A 15,304-nucleotide genomic window follows, 5' to 3' on the forward strand; every position below is an offset into this window, starting at 1 on the left:
GACGAGTGGTGGAGCGGATGACAGGCGGGCGGTCAGCCCCGGGAAGGCGCCGACAGTTCCAGCGGGAGGCGCAGACCGGCCGGGTCCGCGCCGCTGAGCAGGGCGTCGACCATCAGGTCGGTGTCGCCCACGCCGGCCCAGCCGAGCATGTAGCCGATCAGTGAGGTCCGGCCGGCCGCGCCGGTGAAGTAACCGTCCTCGCGGATCCGGCCGAGGACCTCGGTCTGATGGGCGGCGGCCCGCTCGAACAGGTCCGCGCGCCCCAGGGTGCGGCCCGCGCCGATCAGGCACTGGACGACGCCGCTGCTGCCGTGGCAGACGGAGAGGTCCACCGCGCGGCCGGGCGCCAGGGCGGTCGCCCGTCCGACCAGATCGGCCAGCCGGGACTCGGTCAGCCAATCCTCCCGGCCCGCCGCGGCGAGGATCTCCGAGCCGGCGAGCAGGAGGCCGGCAGCACCCTTGCACCAGCCGTGCTCCACCGGGACGCCGTCCCGCTCCCAGCGGCCGATCAGCCAGTCCGCCGCCTCCTTGGCGGTGCGCTCCACTCCCAGTACGGATCCGGTCCGGGCGGCCGCCCAGCGCAGTCCCAGTTCGCCGTGGGCCAGGTCCGACCAGTGGGCGTCCCGCTCCCTGCCCAGGTGGGACAGGGTCAGGTCGGTGAGCCGCTCGACCGTCGCGGCGTCGGCGGGGAAGGAGGAGCCGTCGCGGCGGAGACGGTCGAGCAGGACCATCAGCAGCCCGGCCGGGCCGTTGGAGAGGTCGGTCTCCAGCTCGTCTTCCGCCGCGCGGTCCTGGAGGGCCTGGAGCAGGCCGGTCATCCGGGCGGACGCGGTCTCCGGGTCCTCGGGGCGGACCAGCAGAAGCGAGGCGGCCCCGGTGAACACCGACTCGGGGCGCTGGAGCAGCGCCTCGCCGTACTCGGCGAGCAGGGTGGTGAGCCCCCGGTCGGCGCTGCCGGCCGGACCGGCCAGGCTCTCGTCGCGGGCGGCGGCGCGGTTGAGGAAGGTGACCACGCCGGCCGAGTCGTGGAAGGAGACGAAGTTGCCCGGGGTGATGGTGGACCCGTCGCGGTCCGGGCCGATGCCGCCGACCCAGCCGCACTCCTCCTGTCCGCCGGGGCCGGTGACCGGCACCCGCACCTCGGCGATCCGGCCGGCGATCGCCCGCCACCAGTCGCCGGGACGGGCCCGGTCCAGCAGGTGCCCCCCGAAGACCCCGGAGGCCGAGAGCCCGCCGGGCGTGTCCTCGCCGCACAGCTCGGCGAAGCACTCCTCGAGCAGGAAGTGGTGGTAGGCGTCGGTGCGGGCCGCGTTGTGGGCGACGCCGCGCCGGGCGAAGTCCAGCGCGGTCGCCGAATACACCCCGGGCGTCGACCCGTTGACCGTGCCGAGCGCGTCGGAGTCGCCCCGGGTGACGAAGTACGGCACGTTGCCGTGGCGTAGCGAGGCGCGTTCCGCATCCGCCGCGAAGCGCTCCGCCTCCGGGGACAGGTAGTCCTGGTGCATCTTCAGGAGTCCGAACAGCCGCTCGGCCTCCTTGGGGTCCACCAGGTACTTCGGGTGGGTGGAGGCGTCGATGAAGCGACCGTAGATCATGGTGGAGCGCAACAGCAGCCGCGCCGGCACCTCGGGATGGGCCTCCAGGACGCCGGTGACGGCGCCGTCCCGCAGGGCCGTCAGGGCCGCACGACAGCCGGCCAGGATGGCGTCGAACCACTCGGTGGCGACCAGGTGCTCCTCGCCCAGCCGGGCCACGTTGGCACCCTGCCGGTAGCTGAAGGGCTCCCGCGACACCGCGATGGCGTCCGTTCCCGGGTCGCGGATCACGGCGCTGGTCATGGACGACGGCTGGTCGCCCGCCACCCCGACGCCCGCCATGATGAAGTCGACCGGCGAGGTCGGGTTCACCATCGGCACCAGCATGGTGGAGGCGACGGACAGCTTGGTGTGGTTCATCAGCACGTCGGGGAGCGAGTCGTCGCCCACCCCGGCGTCCGGCCGGAGCATGGTCTCGGTGTCGATGACGCACGGGTGCTCGCCGCAGGCCAGCAGGTTCTCGTCGTGCAGGTCGGTGGCGCCGATGGCGCCGAACAGCACCGCCAGCGCGCCGATCCGGTAGAAGTAGCGGTCGGGCTGGTCCGCCTGCTCCATGGCGGTCGGCACGGTGAACTCCTGCCAGCCGTGCGTGCCCACGGTGAACGACCGGGGAACGCAGCGGGACAGCGAGTGCTCCAGGTACGGGCCGACCGCCCGGTAGAGGTCGCGGACGAAGTCGTCCGCGGTGAGCGGCCGCGGCTTGAACACCAGCCGGGTTCCGTTGGCCAGATGGAGAATGTGTACCTGACGGTTGTCGTTGTGCAGGTCGGAGCCGCTGGGCGAGATCGCGGACAGCAGCCGGCCGTCGCCGCCCGGCTCACCGAGCAGTCCGGCCTCCGCGAGCAGCGGGTGGTCGTCGGCGAAGGCGGTGAGGAACTCGCGGTAGGCGTCCAGGGAGTGCGACAGCATCGCGGTCAGCCGCACCCGCAGCACCGGGTACTTCTCCAGCAGGGCGTCCGGGACGCCGGGCTCCTCCAGACGGGCCGTGAAGCGGCGCAGGGCGGTGTCGCCACCGGACTCCATCGGCAGGCCCAGCTGCTCGCGGAAGGCATGGAACTCGCCGATGAGCATCCGGTAGGCCTGCGTCTCCACCGTTTTCAGCAGGGCCTCGTGGGCCTGGTCCAGCACGCTGTCGCGACGGTCCGGGGCGGCGGCTCGCAGCAGCGGCTCCCGCAGCTCCTTCTCGACCGATGACCGGGGAACCACATGGGAGTAGAAGGGGAGGAAGGCCCCGATGGCCACCATGCTCTCGTTGCTCTCGCTGTTCTCGTTCATGCCCCGGCACCCCCCACCAGCAGTTCGGCCGTCGGGCCGGCCTCCTCGGCTGTCGCCGCGTACAGATCCCGGTACACGCTGCCTCCGTCCATGAGTTCTGAATGTGTTCCTTGCTCGACGATCCGTCCCTGGTCGAACACATAGATGAGGTCGGCGGACTCGATCGTCGACAGACGGTGCGCGATGACGATCTGGGTGGCGCCGATTCCCTCGATCAGCCGGGTCACCCGGCGTTCGTTGACCGTGTCCAGGGAGGCGGTGGCCTCGTCCATGACGAGGATGGACGGCCGCTGCAGCAGGGTGCGCACGATCGCCAGCCGCTGCCGCTGCCCCCCGGAGAAGTTGGAGCCCATCTCGGCGACCAGGGTCTGCAGGCCCATCGGCAGGTCGTCGAGGAAGTCCAGGATGCCGGCCTCGCGGCAGAACTCCCGGACGGTCTCCTCGGGGATGTCCTGGCCCAGGGTGAGGTTCTCCAGGATCGACCGGTTGTGCAGGTGGACCTCCTGCGGGATGTAGCCGATCACCCGGCGCAGGGAGTCACGGTCGTACTCGGCGGCGTCCCGGCCGCCGAAGCGGACCGAGCCGGAGGTGGGTTCGTGCAGGCCGCAGACGATCCGGGCCAGGGTGCTCTTGCCCGAGCCGGAGACGCCCACCAGGGCGACGCGGGCGCCGGCCGGGATGTCCATGGTGACGTCGCGGACCACGGGTTCGCTGTGCCGGGTGTAGCGGAAGGACACCTGGTCCAGCTGGACCGAGGCGGACTCCAGTTCCTTGCGGTCGCCGCCCGGGCCCTCGGGTTCGGTGCGGGTGATGTCGCTCAGACGGGACATGTAGCGGCTGGTCTCGGTGAACTCCGCGTACGCCTGGAACACCGAGGTGGAGATCGCGAAGTAGGTGGCGGCGACGGTCTGCACCGCGATCGCCCCGCCGATGGTGATCGTTCCCTGGCCGACGAAGTAGAGGCTGGCGAGCAGCAGCAGCAGCGGCCCGAACATCTGGATGGTGGCCGCCACACCGGACACCCGGCCCTGCTGCAGCCGCATCCGCGCCTTCATCGCCTCCAGCGAGGCGGCGTAGGTCTCGCGCCAGGTGTCCAGGTACTCGTCGGCGTAGCCGCCCATCTTGATGGTCGGGATGGAGACGATGGCGTCCAGCTGCAGCGACTGGCTCCTGCCCAGGTGGGTGATCTCCATGTCGACCGCCTCCAGCACCCGCAGTCGGGTGGCGGCCAGATAGCCGGCGTTGGCCAGCACCAGGGCGAGCGCCATCAGCCCGAGCCGCCATTCCGCGTACATCAGGTAGCCGGTGACGCAGGCCAAGGTGCCGACGTCCAGCACGCCCTGGGCGACCCGGGAGGAGAGCATGTCTCGGACGGCGTTGACGCTGCCGAGCCGGAAGAGCAGCTCGCCTGGCTGACGGGTGGTGAAGAACCGGTACGGCAGCGACAGCAGCCGGCTGAACGCGTGGTCCATCAGATGCCGTCCGAGCACCGACACCAGCGAGGACAGCAGCAGGATCCTCAGGAGATGCAGCAGGTAGTAGCCGACCGCGGCACCGGCCACCATGCCGATGACCCACAGATGGTCGCCGAGCTCCGTCCAGCCGGAGAACCGGTCCACGGACCACTCGGTGAGCAGCGGGATCCCCAGCACCGCGGCGTAGGCGGCCAGCGACAGCACGCCGACACCGGCCATCCGGCGCCCCGCGCCCTCGGGCAGCAGGGGCATCGTCCGCCAGTCGGCGAAGGGCCGGCGGCGCAGCCGGCGGAACGCGGGCCCGGGCTCGGCGGTGACGACCACACCGCTGAAGTGCTGGGCGAGTTCGTCCGAGGTCACCCGGCGGCGGCCGACGGACGGGTCCATGACGACTGCCTGATCGCCGTCGAAGCTCTCCAGGACCACGAAGTGGTGATCGTCCCAGAAAAGGATCACGGGCGAGTCGAACCGGGTGAGCGCGGCGACGCTCTTGGCGCTCAGCAGTCGGCTCCGCATGCCGCGGGACTCCAGGAACCGCGCGAGCTGCCGGGCGCTCAGGCCGTCCCGTCCCGCGTCCATGTCCTCGCGGACCTCGGAGATGCCTTCGTCCCGCCCGTGGTAGCGGAGCACGGCCACGCAGCAGCACAGACCGCACTCGGTCTGGGCGACCTGGGTGACGGCCGGCACGCGTCGCGCGGTCCGACGTGATTCCGGGCGAGCGCCCATGGCTACCGCACCTCCGGGTTGTGGGACTTCGGGCAGGAAGAGGGGTTTGCGTCGACGGGACGTCGGACGGGGCGGGAGACCGGGAAGCCCGGTGGGCCGTCGGACCTCGGTCCGGCCCTCCCCCCACCCCGTCCGTCGTGACCGATGCGGCGGTCCGGTTCAGCGGGCCGCGCGTATCAGAGCCGTCAAGGGCTTCAGCACTGGCTGGTGCACTTGGTGGTCGGGCAGGCGACGGCCGACACCAGGGTGACGATGGCGCAGCTCCAGGTGGTACCGCCGTACACGTCCGCCTCGCCCATCTCGACGAGCTCGAACTCGTCGTAGCCGCCGAGGACGTCAGCCTGCGTCTTCTCCATGGTCTTCTCCTTTTCGTATTTCTCCGGAAACGCGCCCGGAACTCGCCTGGCGAATACCGAACGCACACCCTCCGCGTTCGGAGGACGCCTCCCAGTCTGTCCGCCCATAATTCGCCGAACGCATAGACCCGACGCCCCCGTACGCACACACTGAAATACACCGGAAAACGCATGGACCCCCACGCATTCGCGTGGGGGCCCATCCGTGGGAACTGTGCGCAAACCCGTCAGACATCCCGCCGCACAGTCACCCAATGCCCAAGTCCCACCGACCCGACCGCCCACACGGCGAGCACACCCAACCCGGACCACGCCCCCAGCACCTCATCGCCCCCTGAGCCGCGCAGCACCATCCCCCCCGCCACATCCGGCAGGAACCGTGCCACCTCCCCGACCCCCGGTACGTTGCTCAAGATCGTGGAGAGCATGAAGAACAGCGGAAGCAGAAGGGACAGTGCCGCCGCCCCCGACCGCAGCAGCGTCGCCACCCCCATGGAGAACGCCACCAGCAGCACCGTGTAGAGCACCGCCCCCGCCACATGGCCCGCCGTGGCGAGTCCCGCCGGCGCCCGGTGCTCCCCGATACCGCCCTGCACGATCAGGAAGGCCGGCACGACGCCCACCACGGCCAGCACCCCGCTGACCAGGCTGACAAGACCCACCTTGGCGTAGTAGAACCGGGCCCGGTCGGGGACGGCCAGCAGACTGCTCCTGATCGACCCCGACGCGTACTCGCCCGTCACCGCGAGAATCCCCATGATCACCAGGACGATCATCCCCAGCGGTACGGCCGACAGGCCGAGCCCGATCGGGTCGAACCCCGGCGCCGTCAGCTGCTTCTCGCCGGGAACCATCCCGTAGACGAAGGCCAGTCCGATCATCAGGACGAGATAAACCGCCGGCGACCATTTCGGAGACCGCAGCGTCGTCAATTTGACCCATTCGGCGGCCACGGCGTGCTTCATCAGAACCCTCCGATCGAGGCCCGGTATTCAGCGTGTTCCTGGGTCAGCTTCATAAACGCCTCCTCCAGCGAACCGGCGGAAGCGGTCAGCCCGAAAACGGCAATGTTCTCCGAGCTCGCGACAAGCCCGACCTTCTCCACGGACGCCCCGCTCACGGCCAGCGTCGCGTCGTCCTGCCGTACGGACTCGATGCCCTGCTCCCGCAGCGCCCGCCGCATCCGCTCCGGATCGGCCACCCGGGCCAGCACGGTCCTGTCCGAGTTCGCGGCGATGAACGCATCCACGGGGGTGTCCGCGAGCAGCCGTCCCCGGGCGACGACCACCAGATGGTCGGCGGTCACCGCCATCTCGTTCATCAGGTGGGAGGAGACCAGCACCGTCCGCCCCTCCGCCGCCAGCCCCCGCATCAGCTCCCGGATCCACCGGACACCCTCGGGGTCGAGCCCGTTGACCGGCTCGTCGAACAGCAGCACCTCGGGGTCGCCGAGCAGCGCCGCCGCGACACCGAGCCGCTGCCCCATGCCGAGGGAGTAGCCGCGCACCCTCTGCCGGGCCACCGCGAGCAGGCCGACCCGGTCCAGGACCTCGTCGGCCCGGGTGGCGGGCAGGCCGTGGGAGGCGGCCAGCACCCGCAGGTGGTCCCGGGCGCTGCGGCCCGGGTGCACGGCCCTGGTGTCGAGCAGCGCTCCCACCCGGGTCAGCGGGCGCGCCAGGCTCCGGTAGGGGACGCCGAGGACGGTGGCCCGGCCGGCGGTGGGCTCGTCCAGACCGAGGATCATGCGCAGGGTGGTGGACTTGCCGGCGCCGTTGGGGCCGAGGAATCCGGTGACCTTCCCCGGGGTCACGGAGAACGACAGACCGTCGACGGCGACCTTCGCGCCGTACCGTTTGGTGAGGTTCTCGACCTCGATCATCACAGCACCTCTCGTCCATGAACAGTCGTGACCGGACGGCCATGCCCACCGGCCCTCATACGGCCCCGGCCATCGGCTCCGCGTACAGCCCCGCGTACACCCCGCCCAGGGCCAGCAACTCCTCGTGCGTCCCCCGCTCCACGATCCGGCCGCGGTCCAGTACGTGGATCAGGTCCGCGTCCTGGATCGTCGCCAGCCGGTGCGCGATGACGATCTGCGTGGCGCCGGTCTCCGCGATGATCCGGGAGACCCGCCGCTCGTTGGCGGTGTCCAGCGAGGCGGTCGCCTCGTCCAGGACGATGACCCGCGGCCGCTGCAGCAGCGTCCGCACGATGGCCAGCCGCTGCCGCTGCCCGCCGGAGAAGTTGGACCCCATCTCGGACACCAGGGTCCGCAGCCCCATCGGCAGTTCCTCGACGAAGTCGAGGATCCCCACGGCCGCGCAGTACTCCCGGACGGTGGCCTCGTCGATGTCCTGGCCCAGGGTCAGGTTCTCGAGGATGGTCCGGTTGTGCAGGTGCACCTCCTGCGGGACGTACCCGATCTGCCCGCGCAGGAAGTCGGTCCGGTAGGCGCTCATGGGGTGGCCGCAGAACTCCACCGCCCCTCCGGTCGGCTGGTGGAGCCCGCAGACGACGCGCCCGACGGTGGACTTGCCCGAACCCGACGCGCCGACGAACGCCACCTTCGCGCCGGCCGGGATCTCCAGCGACACGTCCTCCAGCACCGGCCTGCTGTGCCGGGTGTAGCGGAACGACACCTCCCTCAGCCGTATCGAGGTGTCGTGGAGTTCCGTGAGGGGCCCGCCCTCCGGCTCGCTCTCGTGCGCCGTGATGTCGCTCAGCCGGCTCACGTAGCGGGAGGTCTCCGTGATCTCCGTCAGCATCTGGAAGACGGACGTGCTCAGGGCGAAGAAGGTGCCCGCCACGGCCTGCACGGCGATGGCCGAGCCGATGGTCACCGTCCCCCGCGACACGAAGTGCAGGCCGGCGAGCAGCAGCGCCAGCGGGCCGAACATCTGCGTGGTGGCGGCGATTCCGGAGATCCAGCCCTGCTGGATCCGCATCCGGGTGCGCATCGCGTCCAGCGAGGCGCCGTAGGTCGCCTCCCATTCGTCGGCGAACCGGCCGGCGTAGCCGCCCATCTTGATGGTGGGGACGGACACGATGGCGTCGAGCTGCGTGGACTGGGAGCGGGAGAGCAGCGCGAGCTCGGTGTCCGTCACCTCTTTCACCCGGTGCCGGCTCAGCCACAGGAATCCGGCGTTCAGCAGGAACAGCGCGAGCGCCAGCAGGCCGATGCGCCACTCGGTGACGAACAGGTAGACGCCGATGCAGGCCAGGGTCCCCACGTCCAGGACGCCCTGGGCGATCCGCGAGGAGAGCAGGTCCCGGACGCTGTTGACGGTGTTCAGGCGGAACAGCAGCTCGCCGGGCTGCCGGGTGGCGAAGAACTTGTACGGCAGGGAGAGCAGTCTCCTGAAGACATGGCTCATCAGGTGATGGCCCGTCACGGCGATCAGCCCCGCCAGCGCGGCGGTGCGCAGCATCCACAGCAGCAGGTAGCCGATCGCGGCCGCCGCCACCGCCCCTGCGATCAGCCCCGTCTGGGACAGGTCGCTCCAGGCGTCGTCCCGGTCGACGGCCCATTTGGTCAGCGCCGGTATGCCCAGCACCGCCGCGTAGGAGCCCAGCGACAGCAGGGCGACCAGGGTGATCCGGCGGCCCGCCCGGGCCGGGACCAGCGGCAGCGACCGCCAGTGCCGGAAGGCGGGGAGGGACTGCCGGGTGAAGTCCGGGCCGGGGGAGGCCGCGATCACCACCTGGGAGAAGCCGGCCTCCAGCTCGTCGCGGGTGAGGCGCTTGCGGCCCACGGCCGGGTCCATCACCCAGGCCGTCGTGCCGTCGAAGCGCTCCAGGACCAGGAAGTGGTAGTCCTCCCAGAAGAGGATCACCGGCTCGGTGAAGCCCCGCAGGGCCTCCACGCTCCGGGCCCGGAACGCCTTGACCTCCATGCCCCTGGAGCGCAGGAAGTCCACGAGCTGCTTCGCTCCGAGACCGTCCCGGCCGGCCTCCAGGTCCTCCCGCACGGTCCGGAAGTCCTCGGTGCGGCCGTGGTACCCCAGCACCGCGACGCAGCAGCACAGCCCGCACTCCGTCTGGGTGACCTGGGTGACGGAGGGAACCCGGAGGCCCATCAGAGGGCTCCGTGCCAGATCGGCGACACCCGGGGCCGCGCGTCGTCGAGGCGGCCGAGCAGGTGCAGCAGCACACCCGAGGAGCCCACCATGGCGCTGTCGGTGTGCGCGTAGCGGGAGCCGGTGTCGGCGAGCTTCTCCGCGACCACGTCGGGTCCCAGCCGGCGCGCCTCGACGGCGGCGGCCCGCTCCGACAGCTCCTGGTCGTCGCCGGCGATCCGGCGGACCACGTCGATGTTGCCGAGGTCGCCGTGGCACCAGGTGAGGTTGCGTCCGAAGCCCTGCCGGAAGGTGTTGTCGAGGGCCGCCTCCAGGCGCTCGGCGGCCCGTTCGTCCGCTGTCCGGGCGGTCACGGCGGACAGCGCCATGGCGATGCCGGCGGCGCCGTGGCACCAGCCGGTCGAGAACCGGCCCGGGAAGGCGGAGTTGGTGGACCAGTTCCGCTCCTGGGGCACGTAGAAGGACTCCAGGCGGTCCGTCAGGACGCCGATGGCGGCGTCGACGCGGTGTCCGGGGTGGTCGGGCAGCGCGGCGAGGGCGTACAGGACTCCCGCGACGCCGTGCGCGAAGCCCGACTGCTCCCACCAGGATCCCGACGGTTCCTCCACATGGCCCAGCAGCCGGCCGGTGAGCCCGTCCAGGGCGTCGAGGCTGTGGTCACCGCCGATCGAGGCGATCATCGTGGCGATGCCGGAGATCCCGGAGATCACCTCCGGGGTGTTCTCGGGGCCGATCTGCTCCACGACCAGCGGCACGGCGTCCTGTGCCGCCTTGACCCAGCCCGGCTCCCGCAGGATTCGCCCGGCCTCGCACAGGGCGAACAGGAGGCCGGTGGTTCCGGTGTAGGCGCCGGCACCGCTCTGCCGGATGCTGCGCAGTTCGTAGACGCCGTCGGTGAGGATGCCGGCGCTGCGCTCGAAGACCTGGCGTGCCACCCGCTCGTAGCGTTCGTCGCCGAAGTGGGCCGCGGCCGCGGCCAGGGCCAGCGCGGGGCCGGTGCGTCCGGTGTACAGGTCGTACCCCAGCACGCCGGAGGGCCAGGGCCGGGCGGCCTGCGCGGAGGCCAGCGGGCCGATCCAGGTGGCGGGGAGATGACCGTACTGGTCGGGGAGGCAGCCCGCGGTCAGGGCGTCGGCCAGCGACCGGGCGAGCCGCTCCAGGCCGGTGCGCTCTCCGGTGGAGGTCCGGCCGTTCCAGGCGGTCCCGCCGGAGAGGTGGTTGTCGGGGAAGCGGGAGCAGAAGGCCGAGTGGAGCAGCCGCAGCTGCCGTCTGACCGCCTGCTCGTCGAGCGCCGCGGCCTTGGCCAGCGCCCGGGAGAGCGGGGTGCGGTCGAGCCGGACGCCGGTGTCCTCGCCGTCGCAGTCGTGGACGGTGGTGCCGGTGGCGGGCACGGTGAAGTAGGGGACGTCGCGTTCGGCCATCTGCCGCAGTTCCGAGCCGACCAGCCTGCGGTCGGAGAACCGGGAGGGGATGGCGATCCTGTGGAGCAGGGCCTGGGCGAGGGCCGGGTCGGCCATCGCGGCGGCGGAGGCTGCCATCCGCAGGATCTGCGCGTACTGCGACGTCGGGTTGTGGATGTAGCGGAGGCGCATGGCCGGAGCGAGCTCCTCCAGCAGGGTGGTCCACCAGGAGGGCCGGCGCATCACCGCCTCGCAGACCTGCCGGAACCCGTCGGCCATCTGTCCGGCGAGCCCGTGGATCTCCTGTTCGGTGCTCTCCCGGACCACGGTGGAGCGCTGCTCGGACGGGCGGGCCTGGAGGTGCACCCGGATCCGGTCGGTGAAGGGGTGCTCGAAGACCATGGTCTTGAAGGGGGACACGCCCTGGTTGTCGCCGCCGAGGAAACCGAGGTCGACGTAGCCGGAGTCCTCGTTCTTGCCGGCCAGGACCAACGGGAGGATCCCGATGCCGTAGACGCTGCGGCCGATCTCGTCGTACGCGTTGCCCTCGGCCTCCGGGGTGGGGCCGGTGTGCACCCGGGAGGGGTGCAGCAGCGTCTCGAGGTCGATGGCCACCGGGCCCCGGCGGGTGGGCAGGATGTTCTCGAAGTGCATGTCCCGCGCGTCCAGCAGGTAGAACACGGCGGCCAACTGGCCGCAGGCCCGCATGAACGGCACGCTGAATCCGCCGATGTCCTGCTGTTCGACGTACTCGACGTACCCGTACCCGTCGCACACCAGGGTGCGGGCGGCGGGCAGTGCGCAGTCGGCCTCCGCGTTGACGCGCTCGACGACGGTCTCGAAGGCCGCCTCGCAGGAGACGTCCCGGGGCTTGTAGACCAGGCGGGCCCCCGAGGCGAACGTCAGGATGCTCACCGCCCTGCCGTGGGCGTGCGAGTCGCCGTCGGCCCCGCCGATGGACAGCAGCGGGTCGCCGGGGGCGATGCCGGAGAACCGGAAGACCTCCTCCCGGTCGGCGTGGAGGCGCCGGACCAGTTCCCGCGCGGCCTCGCGGGCGTTGCGCACCACATGGCCGGCCGCGGAGCGGAGCACCGGGAAGGGCTCCAGGGCGTCTCTCCATGCCCGGGTGACGAAGTCCTGGTAGCGCTCGTGCGGGGTCGCCCCCCGCAGCAGCCCGTCGGTGGAGGCCTTGTTGACCGCGGCGACCAGGGTACGGGTCGCCACGTCGCGGAGCCGGGCCTCGGCCCGGCCGAGCACCTGGAGCGTGAAGGCGTCCAGGTCGGCGACGGCTTCCGTGAGGTCCTCGGGGAGGAGCCTGTCGGCAGCCGGCAGTGCCAGTCGCCGGATCACGCGCTGGAACGGATACTCCTCCGGCTCCAGCGACCAGGCGAGCGCGGCCGGCGAGGGGGCCTCTGGAGCGACGTCGGACGGAGCCGAGAGCTTGACGTGGACGGCGGGCGCGAAAACGCCGAGGGGTTCGATGGTTTCGCGGATTTCGACGCTGTCGAGTTCTGGGTAAAGATTCGCGGGCGAGATCAATGCTCCGGCTCCCTGCGCGGAAGGTGATAGATTGCCACGTTGCGCCGGGGGCGGGGAGCATGAGCCGCTCCCCGCCCCCGGTCAGTACCAAGCCCTTCGGGCTCAGCTGCAGTTGGGCTGGCACTCCTTGGTCAGCGTGCACCAGCCGCCGTGGTTGCCGAGGAAGTCGGACAGCGAGAACGTGTTGGTCGAGCACGCGCCGTAGGCGACGCCGTCGAAGTCCTGCTCCGCGATCTCCTCGATGAGCGAGATGTCACCGTCGAAGTTGTTCATGTGAATTCACATCCAATCCGACCGCATATATCCAATGGGCCATTCTGCGGAAATCTTCGGCCCATGGCTCGTCGCCCGGCTGAGCGACGAGGGAAAGCTATGCGCGTCGATAGCCAGTCCACAACCCATCGGTCGCCCGGCGGGTCCCAGAAATACGTTTCCGGTGATGCCGCGCGAGCCCCCGATGACGCTGTTGACCTGCGGCTTCGATGCCACGTGGCCAAATCCTGCCAGGGTGCTGGCAACTTGGTGCAGCTCATTTTCCGGCGGATTCGTGCGCGGCCGTATGCGCAACCGGATGCACTGGATATGCGCGGCGAATAGGGGGCCGAATGCGATCGGCCAATTTCCGCTCGCGATACTTTCGCGGCCGTAGATCATCTCCGTGACACGGCCGGCCGGTACTCGCTCCCCGCGCATCACCAGGGACGCGGGCCCCACCGCCGTGCCGGCCGCCGGCAAGGCACCGGGCAACGCGATGGAGTGCGGCCCCAGCGTGGCTCCCCAGGGAGATCGCTGCCGCGCTGCGGGTCGGCGAGCGGTCCGTGGAGCGGTGGCGCGAGCGCGGCGAAGCGGGAGCCCTGTCGAAGGGTTCGCCTGGGCGGCCGAAGCTCAGCGACACGCAGATCGCCCGGCTGGAACGCGGGCCGCTGGCCCACGGCTGGGCCGACCTGCTACAAGCCGGGAAAGCGGTCCCGGATGTTCTACTCGGTCCGCGAGTACCGGGGTCGCAAGGGCGAGCCGAAGGGTATCGGCCGGCGCCACCTGCGCGACCTGCTGGTCAGGGCACACATCCAGCTCGGCGGCCCGATCGTGCTCGTGTGGGACAACCCGCGCATGCACCTGGTCGAACCGATGCGCCGGTTCATCGACGACCATGCGCACTGGCTCACCGTATTCCAACTTCCAAGTCACTCACCGGACTTGAACCCTCGGGAGGGCATCTGGTCGCTGGTCGAACGCGACATCGGAAACCTTGCCGCGGCCGACCTCGGTCAGATCACCCGGACAGCCATTCATCAGGCCCCTCGAAGGCCTGCGGCAGGGTCACCACAGCAGGCCATGGAGGCTGGGCGCACACGGCCCACCCGAACTATGGTGTCCCACCACATACGCCCCTGACCTGCGCCTTCCTACGGTGTGGCGACACCGAAACGTCCCCGCACATGCCTGGAAGTGGTGCACATGGCCGCCGCAACAACCGCTCCCACACCCCCCGGTTCCCTCAAGCGCATCGTCGCCGCCAGCCTCATCGGCACGACCATCGAGTGGTACGACTTCTTCCTGTACGGGTCCGCCGCCGCGCTGGTCTTCAACAAGCTGTTCTTCCCCGAGTCCGACCCGCTGGTCGGGACGCTGCTGTCGTTCCTGACCTACGCCGTCGGGTTCGCCGCGCGGCCGCTCGGCGCACTCGTCTTCGGACACTACGGGGACCGGCTCGGGCGGAAGAAGCTGCTTGTCCTGAGCCTGCTGCTGATGGGCGGGGCGACGTTCGCGATCGGGCTGCTGCCGACGCACGCCACCGTCGGCTCCGCCGCTCCGGTGCTGCTCACGGCGCTGCGTCTCGTCCAGGGCTTCGCGCTCGGCGGTGAGTGGGGCGGCGCCGTCCTGCTGGTGTCCGAGCACGGCGACGCGAAGCGGCGCGGGTTCTGGGCCTCCTGGCCGCAGACCGGGGCGCCGGCCGGCCAACTGCTCGCGACCGGTGTGCTGTCGGCGCTGACCGCGCTGCTCTCCGATGCCGCCTTCGCCTCCTGGGGCTGGCGCGTTCCCTTCCTGCTCTCCGGCGTCCTGGTGGTCGTCGGCCTGTGGATCCGGCTCTCCGTCGACGAGTCGCCCGTCTTCAAGGCGGCGCTCGCCGCCGCCGAGGAGCGCAGGGCGGCCGCCGGGCAGGTCGAGAAGATGCCGCTGGTCGCCGTGCTGAAGCACCACTGGCGGGACGTGCTCATCGCGATGGGCGCCCGCATGGCGGAGAACATCTCGTACTACGTGATCACCGCGTTCATCCTCGTGTACGCGACGACCCAGGTGGGCCTGACCAAGCAGACCGCCCTCAACGCCGTCCTCATCGCCTCCGCCGTCCACTTCGCCGTCATCCCCGCCTGGGGCGCGCTGTCCGACCGGATCGGCCGCCGCCCGGTCTACCTGATCGGCGCGGTCGGCGTCGGGGCCTGGATGTTCCCGTTCTTCCGGCTCATCGACCACGGCAGCTTCGGCTCCCTGCTCCTCGCCGTCACCGTCGGCCTGGTCCTGCACGGGGCGATGTACGCGCCGCAGGCGGCCTTCTTCTCCGAGATGTTCGCGACCCGGATGCGCTACTCCGGCGCCTCCATCGGCGCCCAGTTCTCCTCCGTGGCCGCCGGGGCCCCCGCGCCGCTCATCGCGACCGCGCTCCTCCAGGACCACGGCGCCTCGACGCCGATCGCCCTGTACGTGATCGCCGCAGCCCTGCTCACCGTCGTCGCCCTCGCCTGCGCCCGCGAGACCCGCGAACGCGACCTGTCCGAGGTCGCCGAGGACGCCCCGCGGGCCGCCGCCCCGGTCCGCGCCGACGCCTGACCGGAGCCCGGCACCGAGCGGCCCCCTCCACCG

The 15,304-nt window shown here is 71.0% G+C and carries 10 protein-coding genes; 2 read left to right on the forward strand and 8 right to left on the reverse strand.

Translation table 11 applies throughout. The features are described from left to right. Positions 1–32: 32 nt before the first annotated feature. The 8 genes from lanM to AB5J54_RS05435 form a co-directional block, all read right to left on the reverse strand. Positions 33–2,870 (reverse strand): type 2 lanthipeptide synthetase LanM, encoded by a 2,838-nt coding sequence (gene lanM / locus AB5J54_RS05400; RefSeq protein WP_369142738.1) that lies wholly within the window; start codon positions 2,868–2,870, stop codon positions 33–35. Further along, on the reverse strand, positions 2,867–5,032 hold the full coding sequence (locus AB5J54_RS05405; RefSeq protein WP_369142739.1) for a peptidase domain-containing ABC transporter: 2,166 nt from the start codon (positions 5,030–5,032) through the stop codon (positions 2,867–2,869). Before AB5J54_RS05405 ends, lanM begins: the two co-directional genes overlap by 4 nt. A 233-nt stretch (positions 5,033–5,265) precedes the next feature. Further along, positions 5,266–5,427: a class II lanthipeptide, LchA2/BrtA2 family gene (locus AB5J54_RS05410; protein ID WP_369142740.1), complete on the reverse strand. Its 162-nt coding sequence runs from the start codon at positions 5,425–5,427 to the stop codon at positions 5,266–5,268. A 227-nt stretch (positions 5,428–5,654) separates the two neighbouring features. Then, a complete protein-coding gene (locus AB5J54_RS05415) occupies positions 5,655–6,392 on the reverse strand; it encodes an ABC transporter permease subunit (RefSeq protein ID WP_369142741.1) in 738 nt (245 codons plus the stop codon). Next, the gene (locus AB5J54_RS05420; protein WP_369142742.1) at positions 6,392–7,306 is read right to left on the reverse strand and encodes an ABC transporter ATP-binding protein; all 915 of its coding nucleotides are present in this window, start codon (positions 7,304–7,306) and stop codon (positions 6,392–6,394) included. Before AB5J54_RS05420 ends, AB5J54_RS05415 begins: the two co-directional genes overlap by 1 nt. Before the next feature lie 55 nt (positions 7,307–7,361). Next, entirely contained in the window at positions 7,362–9,503 is a 2,142-nt protein-coding gene (locus AB5J54_RS05425; protein ID WP_369142743.1) for a peptidase domain-containing ABC transporter, read from the reverse strand. Next, positions 9,503–12,442: a type 2 lanthipeptide synthetase LanM family protein gene (locus tag AB5J54_RS05430; RefSeq protein ID WP_369142744.1), complete on the reverse strand. Its 2,940-nt coding sequence runs from the start codon at positions 12,440–12,442 to the stop codon at positions 9,503–9,505. Before AB5J54_RS05430 ends, AB5J54_RS05425 begins: the two co-directional genes overlap by 1 nt. Before the next feature lie 102 nt (positions 12,443–12,544). After that, positions 12,545–12,715, reverse strand: a complete 171-nt coding sequence (locus tag AB5J54_RS05435) for a plantaricin C family lantibiotic (RefSeq protein ID WP_369142745.1) — start codon at positions 12,713–12,715, stop codon at positions 12,545–12,547. A 699-nt stretch (positions 12,716–13,414) separates the two neighbouring features. On the opposite strand from AB5J54_RS05435, the gene AB5J54_RS05440 reads away from it, so the two are divergent. Together AB5J54_RS05440 and AB5J54_RS05445 are read left to right on the forward strand one after the other, a co-directional pair. Continuing rightward, the gene (locus AB5J54_RS05440) at positions 13,415–13,837 is read left to right on the forward strand and encodes a transposase (protein ID WP_369142746.1); all 423 of its coding nucleotides are present in this window, start codon (positions 13,415–13,417) and stop codon (positions 13,835–13,837) included. A 63-nt stretch (positions 13,838–13,900) separates the two neighbouring features. Continuing rightward, positions 13,901–15,271 (forward strand): MFS transporter, encoded by a 1,371-nt coding sequence (locus AB5J54_RS05445; RefSeq protein WP_369142747.1) that lies wholly within the window; start codon positions 13,901–13,903, stop codon positions 15,269–15,271. The last annotated feature ends 33 nt before the right edge of the window (positions 15,272–15,304 follow it).

This window comes from Streptomyces sp. R44 (genome assembly GCF_041053105.1).
Taxonomy (GTDB): Bacteria; Actinomycetota; Actinomycetes; order Streptomycetales; family Streptomycetaceae; genus Streptomyces.

Coding starts and splice junctions, on each gene's coding strand:
- lanM (WP_369142738.1), bottom strand. CDS start 2,870: ATGAACGAGAACAGCGAGAGCAACGAGAGCATGGTGGCCATCGGGGCC.
- AB5J54_RS05410 (WP_369142740.1), bottom strand. CDS start 5,427: ATGGAGAAGACGCAGGCTGACGTCCTCGGCGGCTACGACGAGTTCGAG.
- AB5J54_RS05415 (WP_369142741.1), bottom strand. CDS start 6,392: ATGAAGCACGCCGTGGCCGCCGAATGGGTCAAATTGACGACGCTGCGG.
- AB5J54_RS05420 (WP_369142742.1), bottom strand. CDS start 7,306: ATGATCGAGGTCGAGAACCTCACCAAACGGTACGGCGCGAAGGTCGCC.
- AB5J54_RS05425 (WP_369142743.1), bottom strand. CDS start 9,503: ATGGGCCTCCGGGTTCCCTCCGTCACCCAGGTCACCCAGACGGAGTGC.
- AB5J54_RS05435 (WP_369142745.1), bottom strand. CDS start 12,715: ATGAACAACTTCGACGGTGACATCTCGCTCATCGAGGAGATCGCGGAG.
- AB5J54_RS05440 (WP_369142746.1), top strand. CDS start 13,415: ATGTTCTACTCGGTCCGCGAGTACCGGGGTCGCAAGGGCGAGCCGAAG.
- AB5J54_RS05445 (WP_369142747.1), top strand. CDS start 13,901: ATGGCCGCCGCAACAACCGCTCCCACACCCCCCGGTTCCCTCAAGCGC.